The following is a 24,505-nucleotide window of genomic DNA, read 5'->3' as shown; positions in this document are numbered from 1 at the left end:
CTGGAGAATAGGTTGGATTTCAGAATTGACTTGAGAAAAAAGAGTTTTTTGAGACAGCTTTTTGAGAAATCTATTAATGAGATATATATTTTCCATCCAAAGAGTTTAAAATTTTTTGCTGTAAATCAGGCTGCCAGGAAGAATTTAGGATTCTCATCGGAAGATTTAAGTAATATGACCCCAGTTGACTTGAATCCAGAGATGAGCGTGGATCGCTTTAAGAGGCTGCTTGAACCCTTGATAAAGGGTGAAAAAGGGAGTATTTCTTTTCAAACTAAGCATCGCCGAAAAGACGGCACTCTTTATCCTGTAGAGGTGAACTTGCAGCTTATTAGCTACAGGGGCAAAAACCTATGCATTGCCTTTATCTCTGACATTACAGAAAGAGTTCTAATAGAAGATGAGATGCAAGAGGCCCAACTAAAATTTGATGTGGTCATTAACTCAGTTTGGGATGCTATTGTAATAATCGACGATCAAGATAGAGTAACCTTTTGGAATAAAGCTGCAGAAAAGCTCTTTGGCTATTCTTGGGAAGAAGTTATTTGGAAGAAATTGGATCAATTTCTCGTTCCTGGTAGTTATTATAAGCCCCATATTGGGACGATAAAGCATAACTTTTTAGAAGGAAAAGGAAATTCCTTAGATAGGGCAGTAGAAATGAAAGCAAGAAATAAAGATGGAAGAGAGGTCTTTATAGAAGTTTCTTTATCAATTTTTAATTTTAAGGATAATTGGTATTCAGTAGGGATTGCAAGGGATATTAGTGAACAAAAGAAGTTGGAAGAAGAAAACAAGATTAAGGAAGATCGACCCAGATTAATGCTGGGGGGTTTGCCTACCCCTGCCTGGCTGATTACAAAGAACAAAAAAATTCTTGCACAAAACAAGATGGCTGAAAAGTTATTTCATACTAAGGTTAATGGCTATTGCTGGGAAGAAATTCACAAAAATATTTACATACAGAAAACAAATAGAGATGTATATGAAAATACAAGCGTGCCTTTGCCTGATACAAAGTGCTATTTTTGTAAGGCTGATGAGGCATTGTTAAGAAATGAATCGATAAACATTGAAGTGGAGCTTGAAGACAAAGTATGGGATACCTGGTGGATACCATTAGGAGGTGACATATACCTTCATTATGCCAATGACGTTACTGCGTATAAAAATATAGAAAAAGAGCTCTATCTTCTGTCAGTTACAGATCCTTTGACAAGCATATATAACCGTCGATATTTTCTTGAAAGATTGGATGAAGAAATAGAGAGGATAAAGAGGACGAGTTCTAAATTTTCTGTAATAATGCTCGATATTGACAATTTCAAGAGCATAAACGACAAGTTCGGTCACAATGCAGGGGATTTAGTTTTAAAAAGTTTATCTGAGACGATAAAAGATAGAATAAGAAAAATTGATATATTTGCACGCTGGGGCGGCGAGGAATTTGTAATATTGCTCCCTGAAACCACTCCACAAAAAGCTTCAATATTAGCAGAAGAGATTAGGGTTAGATTGAGTAATTTAAAAATTGAGGACATTAATGGCATTACTGTAAGCTGCGGCATTGCAGGATCTCGCCAATGGGACAGCGTTGACTCATTGATAGAAAGAGCCGATAATCTGATGTATGAGGCTAAAGCCGTTGGAAAAAATTGTGTACGTTATGAAGAGTAAGGTTGATTTTAGATGTAAAATTTGACAGAGGGGTAGAGTTAACAGTTAAAAAATTTTTTATTATCAGCGTTTTTGTGTTGTTTTTGATATTTTTATTTCCACTTCTATTTTTCAATGGAAGTGATAGGGGGTATTTAAATTCGGCAAATTCATTTTTTGATAAGAAAGAGTATTTCAAGGCTATATCATTTTATAATATGGCTATAGAGTCAAATCCAAAACTGGTTGATGCTTATGTAATAGGGCAAACTCATATTTCAAATTGCACGAATACGACAAAGCAATTCAAGATTTTTCAAAGGCAATAGAGCTAAACCCAAAAAACGCTGATGCGTATGAGGGCAGGGGAATATCATACTATAAAACAAAAAACTACGATCTTTCGATAAGAGACTACCAAAAGGCAATAGACTTAAACCCGAAAAATGCAAGCTATTATAACAATCTGGGGGTTAGCTATTATGATTCGCGTGAATTTAATAAGGCAGTCGTTGCATATAGCAGCGCAATAGACATTAACTCAAATATGTCTGTGGCATATTTTAATAGAGCAAGTGCATATTATGCATTGGGTGACTATACAAACTCAGAAAGAGATTCTGCTAATGCGAGAAGGCTTGATAGCAATAACTAAATTTGATATATTTGATAAAAATATCAAAATTTAAGGAGGGCCAATGTATACTGCGGTAGGCTTAGCAAACAAGTTAAGAGAGATATACCCAAATTTGGGAGAAAACAAACTGAATTTCAGTGTCGTATTCGAAGAAGACAAAAACGCTTGGTTGATAAATTTCTTTAAGGGAAATTTTAAGAGATATGCATATCTGGACAAGTCTGATGCTGATTCTTGTATTGAAGGCGAAAAGTGCATATATTTAGAGTTTATTATTGATCAATATTTGAGCATTTTTGACGAAGAAAACAAAAAATAAATCCTTTTTATCGCAGCCGTTAAGATATCTTAACGGCTGCAAGCGATAATACGTATATTATCATTAACCAACTTTTTTAGGGGTTAGCTTATCTTTTACAAATCCCTCATCAATGTCGAGCGTGCTATCTTTTGTAAACGAAGACGTTTCAAACATAATGTCTAACATGATAGTCTCCATTATAGATCTTAGACCTCTGGCGCCTGTATTTCTTTTTATCGCTTCTTTTACAATAAAGTCCAAAGATGCATCGTCGAAATTTAGAGATATATTGTCCATATCCATAAGTTTCTTGTACTGTTTTAGGATCGCATTTTTTGGCTCTGTTAAAATCTTTTTTAATAAAGCCTCATCAAGAGGGCTCAAAACTGATATGATAGGCAAGCGACCGACCAATTCAGGAATAAGTCCAAAGTGTATGAGGTCTTCTGGCAGAATGTTTTCCTGTAATATCTTCCACTTTTGCTCTTCTTGCTTGATGTCTCCATCTTTATTGCTCTTGGATATAAAGCCGATATTTTTCTTGCCAATTCTTGAATATACTATCTCTTCAACCTTTTCGAAGGAACCGCCGCAAATAAATAGTATATTTTCAGTGTTTATCTGTATAAACTCTTGTTGAGGGTGTTTTCTGCCGCCCTGGGGTGGGACATTCGCAACCGTGCCTTCAAGAATTTTTAACAATGCCTGTTGGACACCTTCTCCTGATACATCTCTGGTAATGGATGTATTTTCAGATTTTCTGCCGATCTTGTCTATCTCATCTATGTAAATAATGCCTTTTTCAGCAGCATGAATATCATAATTAGCGGCCTGAATAAGCCTTAAGAGAACATTTTCGACGTCTTCACCCACATAGCCTGCCTCTGTAAGGGTAGTGGCATCAGCTATTGCAAACGGAACGTTTAATATCTTTGCAAGTGTCTGGGCCAGCAGGGTTTTGCCTGTTCCAGTCGGTCCAATCAATAAGATATTGCTTTTTAAAATCTCGACGTCGTTATCGCTCTTTTCTTGCATTATTCTCTTGTAGTGATTGTAAACTGCCACTGATAAAACCTTTTTTACATCTTCTTGACCTATCACATATTCTGATAGCTTTGAAAATATCTCTTTTGGTTTTAGCTTATTTATGGTGTTGTTATAATTTTCAAGAAGTTTTTCTTCCTCTTCTTTTTCAAGTATCTTGTTTGCAATTTTTATGCAATCGCTGCATATCAAAGAGCCATTTTTTCCAGAGAAAAACTTATCGACTTCTTTCGAGTTCTTGCCGCAAAAAGAACATTTCTGTAAATTTTCATTGTCCATATCTTCGATTATTCTCTCTTTTCCAGAATTTCATCAATAATTCCATATTCTTTTGCCTGCTTGGCATCCATATAAAAATCTCTCTCTGTATCGTTCTTGATTTTCGATATATTTTTTCCAGTGTGATTGGATAATATTAAGTTCAGTGCATCCTTTATCTTCAAGATCTCTTTTGCCTGGATGGCAATATCAGTTGCCTGTCCCTCTGCTCCGCCCAAAGGCTGATGGATAAGGACTCTTGCGTTTGGAAGGCAATACCTCTTGCCCTTTTCGCCTGCTGCAAGTATGACTGCAGCCATGCTGGCAGCCTGTCCGAAACAAATCGTGTTAACTTTTGATTTTACATATTGCATAGTGTCATAGATAGCAAGTCCTGCAGATACCACACCTCCAGGGCTATTTATGTAAAGAAAGATATCTCTTTGTGGGTCGTCTGCTTCTAAGAAGAGCATTTGCGCTACCACAAGATTTGCTACATCTTCATTTATTGCAGTGCCTAAAAATATAATCCTATCGTTTAATAGCTTCGAAAATATATCGTAAACTCTTTCCCCATGGGAAGTTCTTTCAGTAACTGTTGGTATCAGAATACTATTTGAAATATTCATCTTCTTCACCATCCTAAGGTTAATTTGATTTAACTCTTTAATTCACTTTCTGAGCCTTCAGACTTGGAAGCCTCCTCAGCGCTATCAGTGGCTTTGTCTTCGGATTCTCTTTCGATGCACATTGTCAACAGGGCAGAGAAAACCCTTTCTCTTCTGACATCAGCCATTATTTGTCCCCAGGTCCTTTTGTCATTTTTAAGCTCTAAGATCCACTTTTCTAAATCTTCTTCTCCAATATCTTTTCTGTAGGCTCTCAACCTTTGTTCAATTTCAGCATCTTCTATTATTATGCCCAAATCTTTTGAGACCTTTTCAATTATTAGAAGCTCCTCTATTGACTTCTTTACCGTCGCATCTGCAAATTCTGAGAATTCATCCTTGCCGCTATTTAAGGCTTCCACCTCTTCTTTTGAAACCTGTCTATTTTTCAGTCTCTTTTCCAGATCGCTTATATACTGTTGCCTTTCTAATTGCAGGGCAGTTTCTGGAATGTATATCTTGCTCATTTCTCTAATCTTATCTAATATTGCATTTTTCTGATTTTCAATTTCTTGCTGGAGTTTGTTCATAAGAATCATATTTTTTTGTTGATCTTTAAGGTCATCCATGCTGTCTACTTGAAAATTCGCTTGTAAATCAATATCAGACCAATTTGATAGCTCTTTTCTTCTTATGGAATCAATCTTTGCCTTTATATGGGCAGTTTTTTTTGCTTCTTCTGACTCTAACTCTATATCACATTCGACTTCATCGCCAACTTTTTTCCCTATTAAGACGTCCCTGAGAGGTTTCAGTCTATCTTTGATATCTGGATTGATAGAAATGGCTGATTCTCCAGTATATTCTTTTACATCTTCGTTGTTCTCGTCTTTTGTGTCCATAGTTATCTCTACGACATCTTTTAACTGAATCTCTCCCTCTTCGACGTTATTCCACTTTGCAAAGCTTTGGAGTATTAAGTTTAATTGTTCTTCGACCTCTTCATCAGAGACTGCTACTTCATTGGCTTTTATACTTATCGATCTATAATCTCCCAATTCTGGGTCTGGCCAGTATTCAAATACCATCTTAAACTTATAGTCTTTATCTTTTTGGATCTCTGATTCGTCTTCTTTTAAAACGTTGTAAAGATGCTCATCGCTATGTTCATTCTTTATCTGGTTAAATGACTTTCTCAATAGCATTTCTTTGAGGTTCTCTACTATCTCTTCATCTTGTATTACCTTTTCTAATATATTTTTTGGCACCTTGCCCTTTCTAAATCCTGCTATGCTTGTTCTATTTGCGAGGGCGTTAAATGTCTGTTTCCATTCGCTTGCTACTTCCTCTTTTGGAAATATTACATCAAACTCAACTTTTGTTGTTGATTCATATGTCTTTGAATAGTCCAATTTTATCCTCCTAATTTATATTTATATTTATATTTCAATTTCGCCTTCGAATACCATGGTTGCGTTGGCAGTCATAAACACATTGACTGTGTTGTATTCTATGTAGAGCACTCCACCTGGAAGGTGAATGTTTACGTTGCAATCTACTAAGCCATTTAATTTTGCAGCGACAGCAGTAGCACAGGCTCCAGTTCCACAAGCCAAAGTCTCTCCTACTCCTCTTTCCCAAACCCTGAGCTCTATATCATTTTTCGATATTACCTTTGCAAATTCTACATTAGTTTTTTTCGGAAACCATGCTGAATGTTCTACTTCAGGCGCAATGCCTTCTATTGGGAAACTCTTTATATCATAATCCATAAAAATTACTGTATGAGGGTTCCCCATTGAAACACAGGTTACATTTAAAAATGTCTTATCATTTATTTGAATTTTTTCATTTATAACAGCATCTTTTCCCTCAAAGCCCAAAATTGGAATTGATTCTGGCTTTAAATTTGGAGTACCCATATCTACTCGAACTAGTGATTTTCTGCCATCGAACTTTACAACTTCTGGCACAATGATGCCAGCAAGCGTTTCTACCTTTATTTTGTCCTTGTTTACTATCTTCATATCTTTTGCTAATTTAGCAAAACATCTTATTCCGTTTCCGCACATTTCGGCTTCACTGCCATCTGCATTGAAAATTCTCATTTTTAAATCAGCTGTATCTGACGGCAGCATAAGGATCAAGCCATCGGCGCCAATCCCAAAATGTCTATCGCACAGCTTTTCAGAAATTTCAGCAGGATCGTTTGACTCTACGTATTTGGATTCTTCTGGTAAAAGCATAACAAAATCGTTACCAGCTCCTTGCATTTTGTAAAACTTCACTAATCCAATTCCTCCTTAATTTTTTTTAATAAGCAATTTGCACTAATATTATAATCTATGTTTTCAATCCATTCTGTATTTATTTTTTTAAACCATGTCATCTGTCTTTTTGCAAAATTCCTTGTGTTCTTCTTTATAAGTTCAATTGCCTCTTCAAGGGGCAAGTTGTTTACAAGATAATCTATTATTTCCTTATATCCATAAGTTTGAAAAGCCATAGTATTTATATCATACTTATCAATAAGAAATTTTACTTCATCTATTAGGTTTTGTTCAATCATTACGTCGACACGCTTGTTTATTCTTTCGTAAAGCAACCCTCTATCAAGTTTTAAGCCAAAAACTTTATAATCATACTTCTTTTCTGATATATTTGCTGATTTTGAAAAAATTTCTCCTGAGACCTCGTAAACTTCCAATGCCCTTATTATTCTTATTTCATCAATAGGGGAAATAGATCGGGCATAATCTGGGTCTATTTCCAAAAGTCTTTGGTAAAGGTATTCAAAGCCTTTTTCTGTTCCTATTTCTTTTAACCTATTTCGTAATTCTTTGTCTTTGGTTCCGCAAGCAAAGTTGTAACCTTCAATTAATCCCTTTAAGTAAAGGGCAGTTCCACCTACTATCAGGGGTATCTTCGATCTATTTATTATATCTTCAATTAACTCTAATGCCTTTGTTTGAAAAATGTATGCATTAAATTCTTCTGTTGGATATATTATATCAACAAGATAATGCGCTATCCCTCTCATTTCCTCTTTTGTGGGCTTTGCGGTTCCAATATCCATATGTTTATATACTTGTCTGGAATCAGCGGATATAATTTCTATTGGCAATTCTTGCGCAACTTCTACAGAAATATTTGTTTTTCCAGTACAGGTTTGTCCAAGTAAAATAAAAACTTTATTCACAATTGTTATTCAATTACCGCAAGAATAGCTTTGTTTGGCAAAATAAGATAGGAATTCCCCTCGAAAGTTATTTCGAAACCCATATCTTTTGAAAATATTACTTGATCGCCTACTTTTACTTTGATTTCTGATGAGTCACCTATTGCTATCACAAGACCTTCCTTTGGACTTTCTTTAACAGTTTCTGGTATGAGTATTCCTGAGGATGTCCTATCGCTTGGGCTCATTGCCCGCACAAGTATCATATTGTCTAAGGGTCTAATTGTCAATTTTATTCAATATCCTTTCTATTTCATCAAAGTCAGCAAAATATTTGTTTTCAAACTTTAAGATAGGCAAGGTTTCAAGCCCAACTTTTTTGAAAATTGTTTTTATATCTTTCTGATTTTGATTCATGCAGTACATATCGTATACAGATACTATCTCTACGCCTAAGCCTTTATCATTTATATATCTTTCTAAGATTTGGCAGTATTTATTTCCAGGATAGGTATAAAGCACAGGTTTATTTGTCATAATTTTCACCTACTATCATGGTTCCCACTCCCTCAGGGGTAAGGACTTCGAGCAAGAGCGAGTGAGGTTCTCTGCCATCGATAACGTGAACTGCTTCAATTCCAGATTCTATCGCCTCTTTTGCAGACAAGGTTTTTGGTATCATGCCCTTGGAGAGGACTCCCTCCTCTATTAGATTGTCTATTTCTGATGTCTTTACTTTGGACAAAATTGTAGATGGATCGTCTTTGTTTAGTAGTATCCCTGGTACGTCTGTCAGATACAAAAGCCTCTTTGCACCAAGCGATGACGCGATCTTTCCTGCGACAAAGTCGGCATTTATGTTTAGAGAGATACCATCCTCATCATAAGCGATTGGCGACATAACTGGCACATAGTTTGAGTTTACAAGGGCAGACAGTAGAGATGGATTTATGTTCACAATTTCTCCAACAAAGCCGTATTTTTCCGATTTCTTCTTAGCCATTATCGTTCCGCCGTCTTTGCCGCATATTCCCACTGCTTTGCCGCCATAATTTTGAATCTTGGCTACTATATTTTTATTTACCTTACCAGACAGTATCATCTCGGTAATTTCCATAGTTTTTGAATCTGTGACCCTTAGTCCTTCGATAAATTTGGTTTCTATATTAAGAATTTTTTGCCATCTTGAAATCTCTGGGCCTCCGCCGTGAATAAGTACAATTTTTACGCCCAGATAGCTGAGCAGTACGATGTCCTGGAAGAGCGCATCGTTTACGTCCTCAGATTCCAAAATAGAACCGCCGTATTTAATTACGATTATCTGGTTGTTGAACTGTTTAAAATAGGGCAGTGCGTCAATAATTATTTTTGCTTGATTTTTTTTGTCAAACAATTTACACCTCACGTTGAGTATTCTGAATTTAACTTAACATAATCAAAGGTTAGATCGCAACCATAGAAAGTAAAACTTTTATCTCCACTGTTATTATGAATTTCTATTATAACCCTTTCATTTGCTGAAATCTCTTTGCTAAGCTCATCTTTTTTAAATTCAATAGGTTTTCTGTTGTATACCTCAGTGTCAAAAATCTTTATTGAAACAGAGTCTTCATCGATCAGATTTGTGTTTCCTGCAGCACATAGTATTCTGCCCCAATTCGGATCAGAGCCAAAAAAGGCGCATTTCACAAGGGTTGATTTTGCAATATTTGAGGCAACTTTTTTTGCATCCTTTTCGTTGGCAAAACCAGTGGCTCTAACTTCAAGGATTTTTGTAGATCCTTCTCCATCTCTTACTATGTCGTTTGCTAACTTTGTGCAGCATCTATTTAGAGCTTTTTCAAAAGCTAACATCAATTCATCGTTTTTGTTGTTTATTTTATTCTTCGGATATAGCATGTCTGTCATAAAAAAAACTGAGTCATTGGTAGATGTGTCACCATCTACTGATATTGCGTTGAAACTTCTATTTACACAGTCAGTAAATATTTCTTTCAATATATCTTCGTCAGCATTGATGTCTGATGTGATAAAAACCAGCATTGTGGCAAGATTTGGGCAAATCATACCGCAGCCTTTGGCGTAAGCCCTTATGTGTATGTCACCTGACTCTGCTGAGGGTATCGTTTCAAAATATTCTTTTTCAAAGCTATCAGTGGTCATTATCGACTCTATAAAATCTTTATGATTATTGTTGTCTAAGCTTGCCGCTAACTCTGGCATCTTGTTTATTATCTTGTCTTTGTCAAGTCTTACGCCAATTATACCTGTGGATGCTAACAATATCTCTTCTTCTTTGATATTTAGCAGTTGTGAAAATTTCTTTGATATTTCTATGGCGTCGTTGTAGCCGTCAATTCCTGTGGCTGCATTTGCATTGCCTGAATTAATAAGGATAGCCTTTATGAGCTTGTTTTTGCTCAGTCTTTCTTTGGAAATTTTTACAGGAGCTGCTGCAACGCTATTTTGAGTAAATACTGCAAAGGTCAGCGCCCCTTTCTTGCATACAATAGCGCCAAGGTCTTTTCTGCCTGACAGCTTTAGCCCGCAACGAATTCCTGCAAAATTAAAATTTTCGGGGAAATTTGACAATTTATATTACCTCCGGGACATTAGTTAAGGACAATTCTTCGGGGAAGTCAAAAATAATATTTAGGTTTTGGACTGCTTGACCTGCGGCGCCTTTTATCAGGTTATCAATCGCGCTAAAAATTTTTACAGTATTATCTGAGGTTTTACAAATATTTATCGCACACAGGTTGCTAGACCTTACCATTGACGTATTTGGCAGGTCATTGTCAAGTATTTGAACGAACTTTTCATTTTTGTATTTTTCATAAAAAAGCTCTTTTATAGTCTTTTCATCTGGTATCTCTTTGTTGAAGAGCACATAAATTGTCGAGAGTATTCCTCTTTGCATTGGGATAAGGTGCGGCGTAAAGATTAATTCTGGAGCATCTTTTGAAATTAGCTTTATTTGGTCGTTCATTTCTGGTTGATGTCTGTGGAACTTGGCTCCATAGGGTTTTACGCTCTCGTTTACCTCGCAGAAAAGGAAATCTTTAGAAATTTTTCTGCCAGCTCCGCTTACACCTGATTTTGAGTCAGCGATTATGGTCCCTATGTCTCCCCCAAAGTAATCAACTATTGGATATAGTCCTAAAATCACGCTGGTAGGGTAGCAGCCCGGGTTTCCAATAAGTTTTGCAGTTTTAATCTTTTCCCTGTTTACTTCTGGCAGGCCATAAACTGAATTCTGCAGCACATCTGGACAGTTATGCTCTATACAATAGGTTTTTTCATAAATTTCTTTGTCTTGAAACCTAAAATCTGCTCCAAGGTCGATAATTACTATGTCTTTGTTCGAATGAATTAATTTTGGTATAAACTTTGACGTTTCTCCTGCTGGCAGCGCTATGAAACAAGCGTCTAAGTCTTTTGCTGCCTCTGGATCGGTGGGTCCGAGCACTATGTTTGTATCGAAGGATGGAAACAATTTCTTATAGCTTTCGCCGCTATTGGAGTGTGATGATAAAAACTTAAGCTCGACAAAAGGGTGATTTGATAAAATTCTAAATATATTTAAACCAGCGTATCCAGTTGCGCCAAATATGCCAACTTTAATCTTTTTCATACAGCCTCCTTGTTTAAGGTATTTAAAGACTTATAAATTCTATATTTGATTATAATAAATTTTCAAATGAATCAAAGTAAAAAAAGCTTGAGGAAATATCGCTTATTTCCTCTTTTTCCACCTTCAGCCAGACATTTTTTATGCCTATTTTCTTTGCTTGTATCAAGTTCTCTTCCAGGTCATCGATGAAAACAGATTTTTCTGGATCGAATTCAATTCTTAGCTTAAGCTTTTTCCAAAATTCAATATTTTCTTTTGGGTATCCCAAATCAAAACAGGTTATAATCCTATCAATTTGTTTTTCAATATGAATCTTTGTAAGCTTAATATTTATTGTTTTTTTATGTGCGTTTGTTAATATATAAATTTTTTTGTTGTGTTTCTTTGCAAAAGAAAAAAATTGATAAAGTCCTTTTGATGGTTTTATGAGATCTGAAATGGACATTGTGAGCTTCTCTATGTCAAGGTTTAACTTTGAAGACCAAAAATCTATATCAGACCAACAAAGCTGTCCCTTATAGCTATTGTAAAGGCAATAAAGTTTTTCTTTTGAATCTTCTATTGAAAAATTATTTTTTATTGAATACTGCAATGGGACATATTCAGACCAAAAGTAGCGATCGAATTCCTTGTGAACCAAAGTCCCATCAAAGTCTAAGAAAACGTTGTCAACGTTTTTTCTAAAAATACTTTTATACATCTAAATTATCTAAGTCTTTGCTCAAAATCATCTGTGCTATAGTTTTTTTGAATTTGTAACCAAGGGGCTTGCCGAATTCTTTTCTGAATTTTTGTTCTATTAAACTTAAATTCTGGAAGAACCTTGTCCTGTCTAAAAAATAAGGAAATTCAAAAAATTTGGAAGCCATAACCTCACAGCCTTTATAAAAATCAACCCTGCCATTTGGAAAGGCGAGCTTTGATGGAACGCCGTGTATTCTGCATATCATAGGCCTATATTTATATATTATACAAAGGCCATCTTTATTGGCCGGACACATCATTTTAAACTTACCCTTTCCAGAAAAATTTTCCTTTTTAAATATATATCTTTTTGAGTTTTCAATTATTGACGATCTAATGTCGCTATCAACTTTCGATAACCCGAATCGCAACATATATTCCTCAACAAAAGTATAGTGGTAGAAAAGAGTAGTGCAACAGTTTGTAGCACAACCAGAGCAGTTAAAATCGTAATTTTTGCCAATTGTAGAAAATTCATTTTCTACGTCTTCATAAAGTTTTTCTAAGCTATCTAATATTTTATTCATCTGAGTTGGGAGACGGCGTCATTTATTAAGCTATTCAAATCTTGTTCGACAAAAAAACCGTCCACAAAATAAGGAAACTGAAAATTAAGATTTTTAACGCTTTTTTGAAAATTTAAAATATGCTCAATTGATTCTTGATAGCCAGTTTTTATTGCTGCAATCGTGGCATAACCAACTGTTTCCATATCTGTCGCACAAAAGGTTTTAAGAAAATTGTCTTTGTGAAATTCTACATCATCCCAAGCTCTTTTGCCCACTTTTGCGACAGCCCACAAAATTGGCTTTTTCAGAAGCTCTTCGTCAAGAGCGTTCATAGCCATTGAGAGATACGGATCTTTTAAAGATGGGATGTGGATAATTATCTGTGCTATTGCTGGCGCAGAACTCCATCCAATCCCTCCAGATTCGTCATTCAGTGACCACAGAAGAGTTCTTATAAAAGTTCTAACTTTTTCTTCATTTTTATTCCATAAATTATTCATATATATACCAATAGCCTCAACTGCTCTATATTTTATTAGGATATCAGGATCATAGAGTCGCGATTTTAAAAAAGACCAAAATCGTCTTTCTTCATTACAAAGCAAGACGATTTTTTCATAGTTTCTATTTTTTAATAGTTCTAAAATTATTTCCATTGATGTTATCATTAATATTACTGAGCTTTATTTTAACATATTTAATATAACTTTATGCATAAAACTTATAAAGATGGAGGTTTTTTTATGATTAGAAAAGCTGTTTTTCCTGTTGCCGGGATGGGAACAAGATTTTTACCTGCTACAAAAGCGTCTCCAAAGGAAATGCTTCCACTTGTAGACAGACCCTTGATTCAATATGTAGTAGAAGAGGTTTTGGAATCTGGGGTTAAATATATGATTTTCGTTACTGGTAGAAACAAAAGGCCTATCGAGGATTACTTTGATGCCTCGTGGGAGCTCGAGTCTATATTGAAAGACCAGGACAAATCAAGCCTTCTTGCCGATGTAGACAAGATTCGTGATGATGCCGAATTTATTTATGTTCGACAGCCAAAGCCATTGGGTTTGGGGCATGCAGTTCTTATGTCATCTGCCGTAATCGACAACGAGCCCTTTGCTGTGGTCCTTGGCGATGACATTATAAGTTCTGAAATTCCTGCTATGAAGCAACTTATTAGCGTTTATGAAAGATATCATAGTCCAGTCTTAGCCCTTGAAAGGGTGCCAGAAGAAGAAGTCAGCAGCTATGGGATAGCTGTTGCAAAGCCAATTCCCGATGATGACGGAGTATTTAAAATTACTGATTTAGTTGAAAAACCTGAGATTCATGAGTCTCCATCAAACTATGCGGTAATTGGAAGATATATTCTTGTTCCTGAAATTTTTGATATTTTAAAAGAGACTAAACCTGGTAGGGGCGGCGAAATTCAGCTAACCGATGCTCTTCGAACTTTGTGCGAGAGAAGGTTGGTGTTAGGGGTTGAGGTTAAAGGTAAGAGGTATGACTGCGGCTCAAAGATTGGATATCTAAAAGCCACAGTCGATTTTGCACTTCAACACCCTGAGTTTAAGGATGATATGAAAAAACATCTAAAAGAAATTTGTGTAGATTTATAGATTTTTCAGAACCTCGTTTGCAAATTCTTTCGTGCCGACGGTGTTTTTCATTTTTAGATCTGCAGTGCCAAGTTTCATTTCTAAGACCTTTTCGACAGCATTTTCTAAGTCAAGAGCGATATCCTCTCTCTCAAAGCTAAGTCTAAACATTAGGGCAATTGAGAATATAGTAGCTATAGGGTTAGCTAAGTTTTTGCCTGCTATGGATGGCGCAGATCCGTGAACTGGTTCATAGAGAAATGGTTTTTTGTCTCCTATGCTTGCAGATGGCAAAAGTCCAAGTGAGCCTACCAGGGCAGCTCCCTCATCACTAAGGATGTCTCCAAACAGATTTTCGGTGATAATTACGTCAAATTGGTTTGGATCGTATATCATTTGAAGCGCAGCGTTGTCTACGTATAAGTGGTTTAGCCTTATTTCTGGGTAAGACTTTGACAGATTTTCTACTACTTCGCGCCAGAGTCTTGAATTCTCAAGAACATTCGCTTTGTCTATCGAAGTTAGGTTTTTTCTTCTTGAGGATGCGAGATTGAAGCCTATCTTAGCAAACTTTTCGATTGTAGTAGAACTGTAGGACATGGTATTTATTGCAACCTTTGAACCATCTGGCTGAGTATAAATTCCTCTTGGTTCGCCAAAATAAAGTCCCTCGGTTAGCTCTCTCAATATAACTATATCTAAGCCCTTGTCTACCGTTTCACATTTTAAACAGGACAGGTGTATTAGATGCTTTGAAAGCTTTATGGGTCTGATATTGCAAAAAACATCCAGACTTTTTCTTAATTTCAATAGTCCTGCTTCTGGTCTAAGGTTTGGAGGATTGTTGTCCCACTTTGGGCCTCCAACAGCGATTAATAAAACTGCATCAGAGTTCTTGCACTCCTTCAGGGTATCAGATGGCAAAGGATCCCCAAAAGAATCAATGGCGTTTCCTCCTATTGGCAGCTCGTTTAACGTAAAAGAAAAACTGTATTTTTCTTCAATCTTATCTCTAAATAGTTTAACAATTTCTTTTAAATCCTGACCAATTCCATCTCCCGGTAAGAATGCTACTTTATGCATTTTTTGCACCTGCCTCTAAACGATTTTTCGTGAAATTGAAGAGTCCGCCAATTTCAACAAGGTTTAATAAGAACTCTGGATAGGGGTCGAATTTATATGTCTTGTTTTTCGTCTTATTTATCAACGTGCCCTCTAATGCGTTTACTGAGATTACGTTTCCTTCTTCTATGGAGTCTAAATTCTCACTTGTGACAAAAATTGGCAGGCCCACATTTATGGCATTTCTGAAAAATATTCTTGCAAAAGAATTGGCAACGACTGCGCTAATTCCAGCACCTTTGATGGCCAATGGCGCGTGCTCTCTTGAAGATCCACAGCCAAAATTATTCCCTGCTACTATTATGTCGCCTTTTTTCATTTCATTTAGAAAATTTGGCCTAAGATCTCTAAATAAATTCTTACCAAGCTCTGTCTGATCGGTTTCTGCTAAATATCTTGCTGCTATTATCAAATCTGTATCGATATTGTTTCCAAAAAGTCTTGCCGCGCCTTCTAAAATCATTTATATTACCTCCTCTGGTGAAGTTATGTATCCAGTTAGGGCAGACGCCGCTGCAACAGCAGGCGAAGCGAGAACTACCTTGCTCTTTGGGTGTCCCATTCTGCCTATGAAATTTCTATTGGTGGTGGAGACGCACACTTCATCTTCTGCAAGGATGCCCATATGCCCGCCCAAACAAGGACCACATGTTGGCGTAGAAACTGCTGCGCCAGCTAAAATAAACTTTTCTATCAAACCTTCTCTTAGAGCTTCAAGATAGACCTTTGGACTTCCTGGCAAGACGATTACTCTGAGGCCATCCTTCACTTTGTTGTTAGAAATTATTTCTGCTGCAATTCTTAGATCTGAAATTCTGCCATTTGTACAAGAACCGATTACTACTTGATCCACATAAGTTTTTTCTAACTTGTTTATATTGGTAGTATTATCAGGAGAAAATGGAAGAGAAACAGTGTAGTCTAAGCTGCCTAAGTCTATTGTGATGCTATTTTCATATTTTGCATCTTTATCTGCTTCAACGTAATCGGGTGCTTTTATGCCCAAATCATTCAAATACTGTTCTGTTACACTGTCGTAATTAAAAATGCCAGCCTTACCTCCACACTCAATTGCCATATTTGAGATGGTAAACCTGTCGTCTATAGAAAGATTCTTTAACCCTTCACCGCAAAATTCAAGAGCAAAATAGTTTGCTCCTTCTACGCCAATTTTTCCTATAAGGTGAAGCACTACGTCTTTCCCGCTAATCCATTTCTTTTGTTTGCCTACTATTTCTACCTTAAAAGATGGCGGCACTCTAAACCATGTGTCTCCTGTAGCCATTGCCATGCCAGCATCGGTAGAGCCTACTCCTGTAGAAAAGGCGTTTAGTGCGCCGTAAGTACAAGTGTGTGAGTCTGCTCCGATTATCAAATATCCAGGACGGGCCAGTCCCAATTCTGGAACCATCACGTGTTCTATGCCTACGTGCCCTGGCTCATAGAAGTGCTTTATATTTTGATCCTTTGCAAAATTTCTAAGCATCTTAACGTTTTGAGCTGATTTAATATCTTTGTTTGGAGTGAAGTGATCGCATATTATAGCTATCTTCTCCTTATCGAAAACCTTTGTATTGCCTAATTTTTGAAACTCCATCACGCTAAGAGGACCTGTAATATCGTTTACGAGAACAATATCGACTTTAGCAAGGGTATAATCACCTGATTTTACGTCTTTGTTTGAGTGCTTTGAAAAAATTTTTTCCGCAACTGTTTTGCCCATTTTTAACTCCCTTCTTAAATATGCTTTTATAAAATCCACTTTTATTATAAAATGAAAAAAATAATTTAAATAGGGGAGAAAAATGCCATTTGAAAAAATCGAAACAGGGATCGAAGACCTTCTGATAATAAAATCAAAAAAGTTCTTTGATAATAGAGGATATTTTCAGGAGACTTTCAAGAGTTCTGATTTTAAGGAAATGGGAATCGAGCTGGAGTTTTCTCAGGATAACCTGTCTTTTTCTAAAAAAGACGTTATAAGAGGAATGCACTATCAAAAAGCGCCATACGGTCAGGCAAAGCTTGTAAAATGCGTTTCTGGAAGTATATTTGATGCTGTTGTAGATGTTAGAAGAGAATCAAAAACCTTTGGCAAATATTTTACTATTATTTTGCACGACAGCGATGATTATCTATTTTTTGTACCTGATGGATTTTTACATGGATTTTGTGTGTTGAGCGATTTTGCGATAGTACTTTATAAAACTTCTTCAGAATATTCCCCCGAAAATTCCAGCGGCGTGATATATAACGATCAGTTCTTAGCCATACCCTGGCCAGTGGAAACGCCAATTATTTCGCCCCAGGATGAAAAATTAAAGTCTTTTAAAGAAGAATTTCTAAAATAATTTCTATTATTACTTTATGAATTTTGTAATATAATATATTATATTGAATTCAAGGAGGTAATAAGATGCCAGAGAAAAAGGCTGCAAAAGAACAGCTTTTTGAAATGTTAAACCAGGCTATTGCTCGTGAGATCCAGGTTAGTATTCAGTATATGTGGCAGCATATACAGGCTAAGGGATTTAAAGGCAAGATTGTTGGTGAAGATATGAAAAAAATATCTATCACTGAGATGAAACACGCTGAAGACATTGCTGAACATCTTTTCGCACTTGGCGGAACTCCTACTACTAAACCAAATGCTATCGAAGTGGGCTCTTCTCTGAAAGATATGCTTGAGTTTGATATCAAGGCCGAAGAAGAAGCCATAAAGCTTTATAAAGAGATAATTAATTTTGCTAAGAAGCAAGACGATCTGGCTACCAAAAGGCTCTTTGAGAAAATCTTGTTGGAAGAAATGGAACATCTTCAGTCATTTGAGAACTATCTTTTGGATTAATATTAAGCTTAAATTTTCTTAAAGGGAGCAGATGTTTGCTCCCTTTTTTTGTTTCTTTTTTAATATTAAAATCGTATTCTATTTAGCATTGGTAAATGTTATATACTTATATAAATAGAATAAAGGTGATTGTATGAGGTGCTTTCTAAAATATGGATTCAGACTTAATTTTAAAGATAAAGTCGGGAGATCAAGTTGCTTTTAGAGATCTTTATAATAAGTATAGTAGTTATATTTATACACTCTCTTATAGGTTATCTGGATCTGCCGAAGAGGCAAAGGATCTCGTACAGGAGTTCTTTATTAGGTTTTACAATAGCGTGGATAAATTTGACACGAATTATCCTTTTATACCGTGGTCTAAGAAAGTGCTGACAAATTTATATATAGATAAAAAAAGAGTAAAGAAAGAATACACATCCTTTGAAGACCTGACCTCAGAGGACGATGATAGGAGTTTCGATCCAGTTGACGAATCTATGTTACCTGAAGATATGGTTGTAAGATATGAAAATAAGGAAGCTGTAGAGAAAGCACTATTAAAGATTCCTGAAATTTATAGGGTAGCTATAGTTCTTTTTTATCAAGAAGACCTGAGTATAAAGGAAATTTCAAATATTTTATCAGTTGATGAGGGAACAGTTAAAATGAGAATTTCAAGAGGTAGAAAAAAACTTTATAAGGAGTTGAGCGATTATGAGCTGTGATGAATGTAGAGAGCTTATAAGGTTAGAAGAGCTTGGAATGATCACATCAAAGCAGCTATACGAACTGGAGGCGCATGTTGGGGAATGTCCTGATTGTCTTTATCTAAGACAGACTTCACAAATGATGACATCATCTCTAAAAAGCCTTCCAATTCTTAGTGCTCCTGATGACCTCTTTTCGTTGATAATATATAGGATTGAAAAGGAAGCATTTATAAAAAATTCTATAATGTTTGCCTCTTTTATGCTCTTTGTGTTCTTGATCGGCTCAATTTTTATGAGCAACATTGATTACTCGGTATTTTCTGTAGATATAGAAGAAAGTGTTTTCTATATTTTTGAAGTTATATGGACAGTTTTGTATAACAATATTTCTTTGGTCTATCTTATAATGACCAGCTTTTTTATGTTTATCGCATTTTCTGTCTATAAAAAAAGAAAGGAACTGTTAAGTTGAAAAAGAGTATATTTTTATTTTTTGCTTTTATAACATTATCTTTTTTATCAATTTCTCTTGCTTGTGCCCAAGCACAAAATCCAATGATGCCCCAAGGTCAGCAAGGTTTTGGAAATCAGCCTAATGAAGAGAGATATTTAAAAAAAGATCAGATAAAAAAAGAGATTAACATTGAACAGGGCCAGGTGATTAGTGGGGATTTTATCGTTCACGATGCAATTTTAAGGTTAGCTGGAACGATAAACGGCGATCTAATAGCCTATAGGTCTGATGTTATTTTAAAAAATTCTGCTGTAGTAAATGGAAAGGTTATAGTTCACAATGGATCGTTGAAAAAGGATAGTGGAGCTAAAACAGGTGATATTTTAGAGATTTCGTCGAAAAGAACCCCTCCACCATTTTTAAATGTTAGCCCGTTTTTTGTTAAGAGATACGATGGTGCGGTTGTCTTGGATTTTAGAACGCTGTTAAACAGCTTTGAGGCTAAGATATTTTTCGCAGTGTTAATCTTCTTTATGTGCTTTATATACTTTCTATTTTTTAAAAAGGTTATAATCGGCAAATATAACTATATATACAAATTTTCATTGAAAGCAATATTTTTTGCATTTTTTATCTTCTTGTCAGTTCCGAGTATCTTCTGGTTTTCAAGAGAAGCACCTTTTTTAAGTGTAATCTTTTTATTTATTATGTCAATATTAAGCGTTCCAGGCATTTCAATTTTTTCTTATTCAATTTTTAGAAATCTATTGCACTTTATTATGAAAAAGGAAATCCCTTATTACTTCTACGTGGTAATTTCATGTTTATTCCTGTCATTAACAATATTAATTTTTAGTGGCAGCTTGTTCTATCTGATATGGCTATCGCTTGGCCTTTCTTACAGCGTTTTACTGTATAAGAACTGCTGAAAATTTGATATTTTTTGATATTTGTTTTATATTTATATGCGAAGGATTTTAAGCGCGAAAGGGGAGATTGGCTTGTTTAGAGCGAAGGAAGAAATTATAAAGTGTCTTGAGGACAATGGCCTAATGAGTTGTGGCAAGCTTTTTTTAAACGAAGACAAATTAAGAACTGATGTAATAGATGACCTTATTAAGACAGCGATATTTTCTGAAGATCCAGAGCTAAAAAATTATTGTTTTCTTCTGATTAGAGAGTACGCAAATATGACAGGTGCTATTTCTTCATCTATTCACGATCTGTATATGGCAAAGGGAAGAGGAGAAGCTCTTGAGTTTACCGTTCCTGCGATAAACATTAGGTGTTTGACTTACGACTTTGCAAGAAGAATATTTAAGGTCGCTCTTGAGAGAAAGGTATCGCCCTTGATATTTGAAATTGCAAGGTCTGAGATAGACTACACTTTTCAGAGACCTTTGGAATATATTTCCTGTATTTTATCGGCTGCCGTTAAAGAAGGATACAAGGGTCCGATTTTCGTTCAGGGAGATCACTTTCAGTTTAGTTCCAAAAATTATTTTTCAGATCAGGATTCTGAATTAGAAAAGATAAAGAAAATCACACAGGAGGCTATTGAAGCAGGTTTTTACAATATAGATATCGATCCGTCAACCTTGGTGGACTATTCAAAAGCTACTTTGGTAGAACAGCAATATCATAATTATATAAATACTGCAAAGATGACTGATTTTATTAGGTCTATTCAGCCGAATGGAATAAATGTTTCTGTAGGAGCTGAGATCGGTCATATTGGCGGTAAAAATTCTACAGTAGATGAATTTGAAGCTTTTATGGACGCATACCTTTCTAACCTGAATACCAAGCCTGGAATTTCTAAAATAAGCGTTCAAACAGGCACTGCCCATGGGGGAATTCCTTTGCCTGATGGTTCTGTAGCAAGCGTGAAATTAGATTTTAGCGTTTTGGATTCCATTGGAAAGCGCGCAAGAGAAAAATATGGCATAGGCGGAGCAGTACAACATGGTGCTTCAACGCTGCCCGATGAGCTATTTAATAATTTTCCCAAGCACAAAACTGCTGAGATACACTTAGCTACAGGGTTTCAAAATATAATGTTTGATTATGCTCCTGAAGAATTTAGAGAATACAACTTTAAGTTTATAGAAGAGAATTTCAAGTCAGATTGGAAAGAAAATATGACAAAAGAACAGTTTATCTATAAAACAAGGAAAAAAGTATTTGGTCCGCTAAAAGATAAGTGGTGGAATTTGCCCGAAGTAGATAAAAATAAGATATTGGATGCATTAGAGAAAAAGATTGATTTTCTTTTCTCTCAATTAAAAGTTTATGATACCAAATCATATACGGATAAATATATCAAATTAGTTAAAGTGGAGTACAAAAATAATACCGACTTAACCAATAAAAATGTAGATTTTCGTTCTTTGAAACTTGAAGAGGGAGCTGACTGATATTGTCTAAGATTGGCATCGATCTAAATCGTTTTATTCTGGAAGAAGAAAGGCAATTTCCTCAGGCCACTGGTTCTCTGAGCTTAGCATTGATGTCTATTGAAAATGCTACAAAGATAATATCTTCAAGGATTAGAAAGGCTGGGCTCTCGGATATATTGGGCAAATTGGGAAAAATAAACGTTCAGGGTGAAGAGGTCCAAAAGTTAGATCAACTGTCAAATAACTGGCTAATTGAGCACCTATCTGATTCTGGCGAATTCTATGCTCTGGCGTCAGAAGAGGTAGACGATGCAATATTTCCAGAAAAGGGGAAAGATGGAAAATACGTAATTGCTCTGGACCCTTTGGATGGCTCATCAAATATTGATGTAAATGTGAATGTTGGGACAATATTTTCTATATATAAAAAATATTGTGAAGGGGTAGAGAATTTTTTTCAGGAGTGTTATAAGCAGGTTGCTGCAGGATATGTGGTCTATGGTTCTTCTACAATGATGATGTACACTACAAAGAACGGCACCCATGGGTTTACGCTCGACCCATCGGTGGGCTCATATCTTCTCTCTCATCCGAATCTGAAGATGCCTACAAGAGGCAAAATTTACTCTATTAACGAGGGATATTCCCAGCGTTGGGATGATTCTCTGAAAAAGTATATTGAAAATATAAAGTCCAATAATTATTCTGCAAGGTATATTGGTTCCATGGTAGCAGACGTTCACAGAACCCTACTTAAAGGCGGCATTTTCGCTTATCCAGGGGACAAGCGAAATCCCTGCGGCAAATTAAGGCTGCTTTATGAGGCTGCACCGATGAGCTTGCTCATAGAACAGGCTGGTGGCAGGGCAACTGATGGCAATGATGAGATATTGAATACAAAAGCCACCAGTCTTCACCAGAGAACGCCTGTTTTTATGGGCAGTAAGGAAGATATAGACGATCTTATGGGCTATATCAAAAAATAATTAACAGAGGGCAGATAGATGAAGCTTTTTTATCTTTTTGCCTTCAATTTACTATAGATATCCCCTTTGAGTCTTTTAGGAATTTTTCGAGTCCAATGTCGGTCAATGGATTTTGTACAAGTTGCTTAATTGTTTTAAATGGCACTGTCGCAATGTGAGCTCCTGCTTTGGCAGCCTGTACTACGTGAAGAGGATGTCTAACGCTTGCAGCAATTATTTTTGACTTTGAATTCGTTATGTTTAAAATCTCAGATATTGATTTTACCAGATTCATCCCGTCATAAGAAATATCATCTAATCTGCCTATAAAAGGGCTTATATATGCTGCTCCAACGAGTGATGCTAAGATGGCCTGAGATTCTGAAAATATAAGCGTCATGTTAACTGCGATATTTTCTCTTGATAACACTTTTGTGGCTTTTAGCCCATCTTCGGTTATAGGTATCTTAACAACTATATTTTCTGCAATCTTGGCTATTTTTAAGCCTTCTGATATCATATCCTTGAAATTGGTAGATACCACTTCTGCGCTTACTGGACCGTTTACAATGCTGCAAATCTTCTTTAGGTGATCAATAGGGGCTGACGGATTGGCTTTTGCAAGCAATGATGGGTTGGTGGTTACGCCTGAAACAACACCAAGCTCTACTCCTTCTTCTATTTCTTCTATTTTTGCTGTATCTAAATATAATTCCAAATTTACACACTCCTTAAAATTTTTTAACTATTATAAATTAATTATTTTCAAAAATCCACACGCAGTAAAAAGCACACCTTAAATTTTTTGGTTTATTTTTATATTAATTTTTGCTGGTATAAGAATCTAAAATTTAGCGCTTTGTCTGATGATATAATTTAAATAAGCAAGACATAATCTTTATGGAGGTTCTTATGCAATTTTTATTTGGTCCTGTGCCCTCAAGAAGGCTTGGCTTGAGCCTTGGGATAAATATAATTCCACACAAGGTATGTAATTTCAACTGTGTTTACTGTGAAGTCGGTAAGACAACAAGCCTTATAAACGATAGGAGATCTTTTTACAATCCAGAGGATATTGAAAAAGATTTTAAAGAAAATTATGAAAAAATGGGAAAATTTGATTTTATTACATTTTCTGGCAGTGGAGAGCCCACTCTAAACAAAGATATTGGCAGGTTTATTAGGTATGTGAAGAGCTTTAATCTGGCCAAGATTGCTGTGCTCACGAATGGCAGCCTTTTAAATTTAGCTGATGTGCAAGAAGATTTGATGGATGCTGATGTAATAATACCAAGTTTGGATGCAGCAAATCAGGAAGCCTTTAAAAAAATCAATAGGGCGCACGGCAGTTTGAAGATTGATGACATTATAAATGGGATAAAAGAATTTAGGGACAAGTTTAATGGCGAGGTATGGCTGGAGGTTTTGTTTGTAAAAGATTTTAACGATAGTCAGAAAGATATTGAAGATCTGAAGAGGGCGGTAAAGTTTATAAATCCTCACAAGTTTCAAATTGGGACGATTGATAGACCACCTGCGGAAGAAGAGATAAAAAGACTGACAAACTATGAGCTTATGCATATCTATTCTGAGCTCAAAGATCTAAATGCGGAATTGATTAAACCCTTTGCAGACAAAAATATGGATTTTCATGAGTTTCTCGAGCTCTCTATTGCAAAGATGGTGAGCATTAGACCATGTTCGAAAGAGGAGCTTATGGACGTGTTCGGCGCAAATGATGAAGATATATCAAGAATATTAAATAAGCTGTTTAAGGAGGGCAAAATTAGCCAAAAGGTTTATGAGGGAAAGAATTTTATTGTCACAAAATAGCTTTTAACTTTTTATCAAAATTGAAAAA

At 35.8% G+C, this 24,505-nt stretch carries 30 protein-coding genes; 13 read left to right on the top strand and 17 right to left on the bottom strand.

Annotated elements, in window-relative coordinates; translation table 11 throughout:
- Positions 1 to 12: 12 nt before the first annotated feature.
- Genes V4762_RS04160 through V4762_RS04145 form a run of 4 tightly spaced genes read left to right on the top strand, consistent with a single transcriptional unit; the run spans position 13 to position 2,612 of the window.
- On the top strand, positions 13 to 1,677 hold the full coding sequence (locus V4762_RS04160) for a sensor domain-containing diguanylate cyclase (protein WP_347314522.1): 1,665 nt from the start codon (positions 13 to 15) through the stop codon (positions 1,675 to 1,677).
- A gap of 2 nt (positions 1,678 to 1,679) precedes the next feature.
- Entirely contained in the window at positions 1,680 to 1,985 is a 306-nt protein-coding gene (locus V4762_RS04155) for a tetratricopeptide repeat protein (protein WP_347314521.1), read from the top strand.
- Positions 1,940 to 2,311 carry a tetratricopeptide repeat protein gene (locus V4762_RS04150; protein WP_347314520.1) on the top strand — a complete coding sequence of 124 codons (372 nt, stop codon included), beginning with the start codon at positions 1,940 to 1,942 and terminating at the stop codon, positions 2,309 to 2,311. Before V4762_RS04155 ends, V4762_RS04150 begins: the two co-directional genes overlap by 46 nt.
- Before the next feature lie 43 nt (positions 2,312 to 2,354).
- On the top strand, positions 2,355 to 2,612 hold the full coding sequence (locus tag V4762_RS04145; RefSeq protein ID WP_347314519.1) for a hypothetical protein: 258 nt from the start codon (positions 2,355 to 2,357) through the stop codon (positions 2,610 to 2,612).
- Positions 2,613 to 2,675: 63 nt separating this feature from the next.
- Here V4762_RS04145 and clpX read toward each other — a convergent pair whose 3' ends face one another.
- Genes clpX through V4762_RS04080 form a run of 13 tightly spaced genes read right to left on the bottom strand, consistent with a single transcriptional unit; the run spans position 2,676 to position 13,225 of the window.
- A complete protein-coding gene (gene clpX / locus V4762_RS04140; protein ID WP_347314518.1) occupies positions 2,676 to 3,917 on the bottom strand; it encodes an ATP-dependent Clp protease ATP-binding subunit ClpX in 1,242 nt (413 codons plus the stop codon).
- An 8-nt stretch (positions 3,918 to 3,925) separates the two neighbouring features.
- Positions 3,926 to 4,525, bottom strand: a complete 600-nt coding sequence (gene clpP, locus V4762_RS04135; protein ID WP_347314517.1) for an ATP-dependent Clp endopeptidase proteolytic subunit ClpP — start codon at positions 4,523 to 4,525, stop codon at positions 3,926 to 3,928.
- Positions 4,526 to 4,554: 29 nt separating this feature from the next.
- The gene (tig, locus tag V4762_RS04130) at positions 4,555 to 5,916 is read right to left on the bottom strand and encodes a trigger factor (RefSeq protein ID WP_347314516.1); all 1,362 of its coding nucleotides are present in this window, start codon (positions 5,914 to 5,916) and stop codon (positions 4,555 to 4,557) included.
- 27 nt (positions 5,917 to 5,943) lie between these two features.
- On the bottom strand, positions 5,944 to 6,792 hold the full coding sequence (gene dapF, locus V4762_RS04125; RefSeq protein WP_347314515.1) for a diaminopimelate epimerase: 849 nt from the start codon (positions 6,790 to 6,792) through the stop codon (positions 5,944 to 5,946).
- Positions 6,792 to 7,703, bottom strand: coding sequence for a tRNA (adenosine(37)-N6)-dimethylallyltransferase MiaA (gene miaA / locus V4762_RS04120; RefSeq protein WP_347314514.1), 912 nt, complete (start codon positions 7,701 to 7,703; stop codon positions 6,792 to 6,794). The genes dapF and miaA overlap by 1 nt, the downstream gene beginning before the upstream one ends.
- 5 nt (positions 7,704 to 7,708) lie before the next feature.
- Positions 7,709 to 7,972: a co-chaperone GroES gene (locus tag V4762_RS04115; RefSeq protein ID WP_347314513.1), complete on the bottom strand. Its 264-nt coding sequence runs from the start codon at positions 7,970 to 7,972 to the stop codon at positions 7,709 to 7,711.
- Positions 7,962 to 8,219 carry a hypothetical protein gene (locus V4762_RS04110; RefSeq protein WP_347314512.1) on the bottom strand — a complete coding sequence of 86 codons (258 nt, stop codon included), beginning with the start codon at positions 8,217 to 8,219 and terminating at the stop codon, positions 7,962 to 7,964. Before V4762_RS04110 ends, V4762_RS04115 begins: the two co-directional genes overlap by 11 nt.
- Positions 8,209 to 9,075, bottom strand: coding sequence for an acetylglutamate kinase (gene argB / locus V4762_RS04105; RefSeq protein WP_347314511.1), 867 nt, complete (start codon positions 9,073 to 9,075; stop codon positions 8,209 to 8,211). The genes V4762_RS04110 and argB overlap by 11 nt, the downstream gene beginning before the upstream one ends.
- An 8-nt stretch (positions 9,076 to 9,083) precedes the next feature.
- Positions 9,084 to 10,274, bottom strand: a complete 1,191-nt coding sequence (gene argJ, locus V4762_RS04100; RefSeq protein WP_347314510.1) for a bifunctional glutamate N-acetyltransferase/amino-acid acetyltransferase ArgJ — start codon at positions 10,272 to 10,274, stop codon at positions 9,084 to 9,086.
- A 1-nt stretch (position 10,275) separates the two neighbouring features.
- On the bottom strand, positions 10,276 to 11,316 hold the full coding sequence (gene argC / locus V4762_RS04095) for an N-acetyl-gamma-glutamyl-phosphate reductase (RefSeq protein ID WP_347314509.1): 1,041 nt from the start codon (positions 11,314 to 11,316) through the stop codon (positions 10,276 to 10,278).
- 49 nt (positions 11,317 to 11,365) lie between these two features.
- Entirely contained in the window at positions 11,366 to 12,016 is a 651-nt protein-coding gene (locus V4762_RS04090) for an HAD-IA family hydrolase (protein ID WP_347314508.1), read from the bottom strand.
- Positions 12,009 to 12,587, bottom strand: a complete 579-nt coding sequence (locus tag V4762_RS04085) for a YkgJ family cysteine cluster protein (RefSeq protein ID WP_347314507.1) — start codon at positions 12,585 to 12,587, stop codon at positions 12,009 to 12,011. Before V4762_RS04085 ends, V4762_RS04090 begins: the two co-directional genes overlap by 8 nt.
- A complete protein-coding gene (locus V4762_RS04080; RefSeq protein ID WP_347314506.1) occupies positions 12,584 to 13,225 on the bottom strand; it encodes a DVU0298 family protein in 642 nt (213 codons plus the stop codon). The genes V4762_RS04085 and V4762_RS04080 overlap by 4 nt, the downstream gene beginning before the upstream one ends.
- 87 nt (positions 13,226 to 13,312) lie before the next feature.
- On the opposite strand from V4762_RS04080, the gene galU reads away from it, so the two are divergent.
- The gene (gene galU, locus V4762_RS04075; RefSeq protein ID WP_347314505.1) at positions 13,313 to 14,185 is read left to right on the top strand and encodes a UTP--glucose-1-phosphate uridylyltransferase GalU; all 873 of its coding nucleotides are present in this window, start codon (positions 13,313 to 13,315) and stop codon (positions 14,183 to 14,185) included.
- On the opposite strand, the gene leuB is transcribed toward galU, so the two are convergent.
- Genes leuB through leuC form a run of 3 tightly spaced genes read right to left on the bottom strand, consistent with a single transcriptional unit; the run spans position 14,180 to position 17,009 of the window.
- On the bottom strand, positions 14,180 to 15,247 hold the full coding sequence (gene leuB, locus V4762_RS04070; protein ID WP_347314504.1) for a 3-isopropylmalate dehydrogenase: 1,068 nt from the start codon (positions 15,245 to 15,247) through the stop codon (positions 14,180 to 14,182). The two genes, galU and leuB, sit on opposite strands and share 6 nt — an antisense overlap.
- A complete protein-coding gene (locus tag V4762_RS04065) occupies positions 15,240 to 15,749 on the bottom strand; it encodes a 3-isopropylmalate dehydratase small subunit (RefSeq protein ID WP_347314503.1) in 510 nt (169 codons plus the stop codon). The genes leuB and V4762_RS04065 overlap by 8 nt, the downstream gene beginning before the upstream one ends.
- Positions 15,750 to 17,009, bottom strand: coding sequence for a 3-isopropylmalate dehydratase large subunit (gene leuC / locus V4762_RS04060; RefSeq protein WP_347314502.1), 1,260 nt, complete (start codon positions 17,007 to 17,009; stop codon positions 15,750 to 15,752). It lies immediately after the preceding gene.
- 82 nt (positions 17,010 to 17,091) lie between these two features.
- Here leuC and rfbC point away from each other — a divergent pair, with 82 nt between their 5' ends.
- The 7 genes from rfbC to fbp all read left to right on the top strand — a co-directional run bounded on the left by rfbC (position 17,092) and on the right by fbp (position 22,665).
- On the top strand, positions 17,092 to 17,637 hold the full coding sequence (gene rfbC / locus V4762_RS04055) for a dTDP-4-dehydrorhamnose 3,5-epimerase (protein ID WP_347314501.1): 546 nt from the start codon (positions 17,092 to 17,094) through the stop codon (positions 17,635 to 17,637).
- A gap of 65 nt (positions 17,638 to 17,702) precedes the next feature.
- A complete protein-coding gene (locus V4762_RS04050) occupies positions 17,703 to 18,134 on the top strand; it encodes a ferritin-like domain-containing protein (RefSeq protein WP_347314500.1) in 432 nt (143 codons plus the stop codon).
- Positions 18,135 to 18,286: 152 nt separating this feature from the next.
- Entirely contained in the window at positions 18,287 to 18,841 is a 555-nt protein-coding gene (locus V4762_RS04045; RefSeq protein WP_347314499.1) for an RNA polymerase sigma factor, read from the top strand.
- Entirely contained in the window at positions 18,831 to 19,298 is a 468-nt protein-coding gene (locus V4762_RS04040; RefSeq protein WP_347314498.1) for a hypothetical protein, read from the top strand. The genes V4762_RS04045 and V4762_RS04040 overlap by 11 nt, the downstream gene beginning before the upstream one ends.
- On the top strand, positions 19,295 to 20,209 hold the full coding sequence (locus V4762_RS04035; protein ID WP_347314497.1) for a polymer-forming cytoskeletal protein: 915 nt from the start codon (positions 19,295 to 19,297) through the stop codon (positions 20,207 to 20,209). The genes V4762_RS04040 and V4762_RS04035 overlap by 4 nt, the downstream gene beginning before the upstream one ends.
- Positions 20,210 to 20,281: 72 nt before the next feature.
- The gene (locus V4762_RS04030; protein ID WP_347314496.1) at positions 20,282 to 21,697 is read left to right on the top strand and encodes a class II fructose-bisphosphate aldolase; all 1,416 of its coding nucleotides are present in this window, start codon (positions 20,282 to 20,284) and stop codon (positions 21,695 to 21,697) included.
- A gap of 2 nt (positions 21,698 to 21,699) precedes the next feature.
- Positions 21,700 to 22,665: a class 1 fructose-bisphosphatase gene (gene fbp, locus V4762_RS04025; RefSeq protein ID WP_347314495.1), complete on the top strand. Its 966-nt coding sequence runs from the start codon at positions 21,700 to 21,702 to the stop codon at positions 22,663 to 22,665.
- 43 nt (positions 22,666 to 22,708) lie between these two features.
- Here fbp and fsa read toward each other — a convergent pair whose 3' ends face one another.
- Positions 22,709 to 23,362 carry a fructose-6-phosphate aldolase gene (gene fsa, locus V4762_RS04020; protein ID WP_347314494.1) on the bottom strand — a complete coding sequence of 218 codons (654 nt, stop codon included), beginning with the start codon at positions 23,360 to 23,362 and terminating at the stop codon, positions 22,709 to 22,711.
- Between the two features lie 194 nt (positions 23,363 to 23,556).
- Here fsa and V4762_RS04015 point away from each other — a divergent pair, with 194 nt between their 5' ends.
- Entirely contained in the window at positions 23,557 to 24,477 is a 921-nt protein-coding gene (locus V4762_RS04015; RefSeq protein WP_347314493.1) for a radical SAM protein, read from the top strand.
- Positions 24,478 to 24,505 lie beyond the last annotated feature (28 nt).

Origin of the sequence: Thermodesulfobium sp. 4217-1 (assembly GCF_039822205.1) — a bacterium.
Taxonomy (GTDB): Bacteria; Thermodesulfobiota; Thermodesulfobiia; order Thermodesulfobiales; family Thermodesulfobiaceae; genus Thermodesulfobium.
The sequence above is the reverse complement of the archived record's forward strand: the minus strand, read 5'-3'. Positions and strand labels throughout refer to the sequence as shown.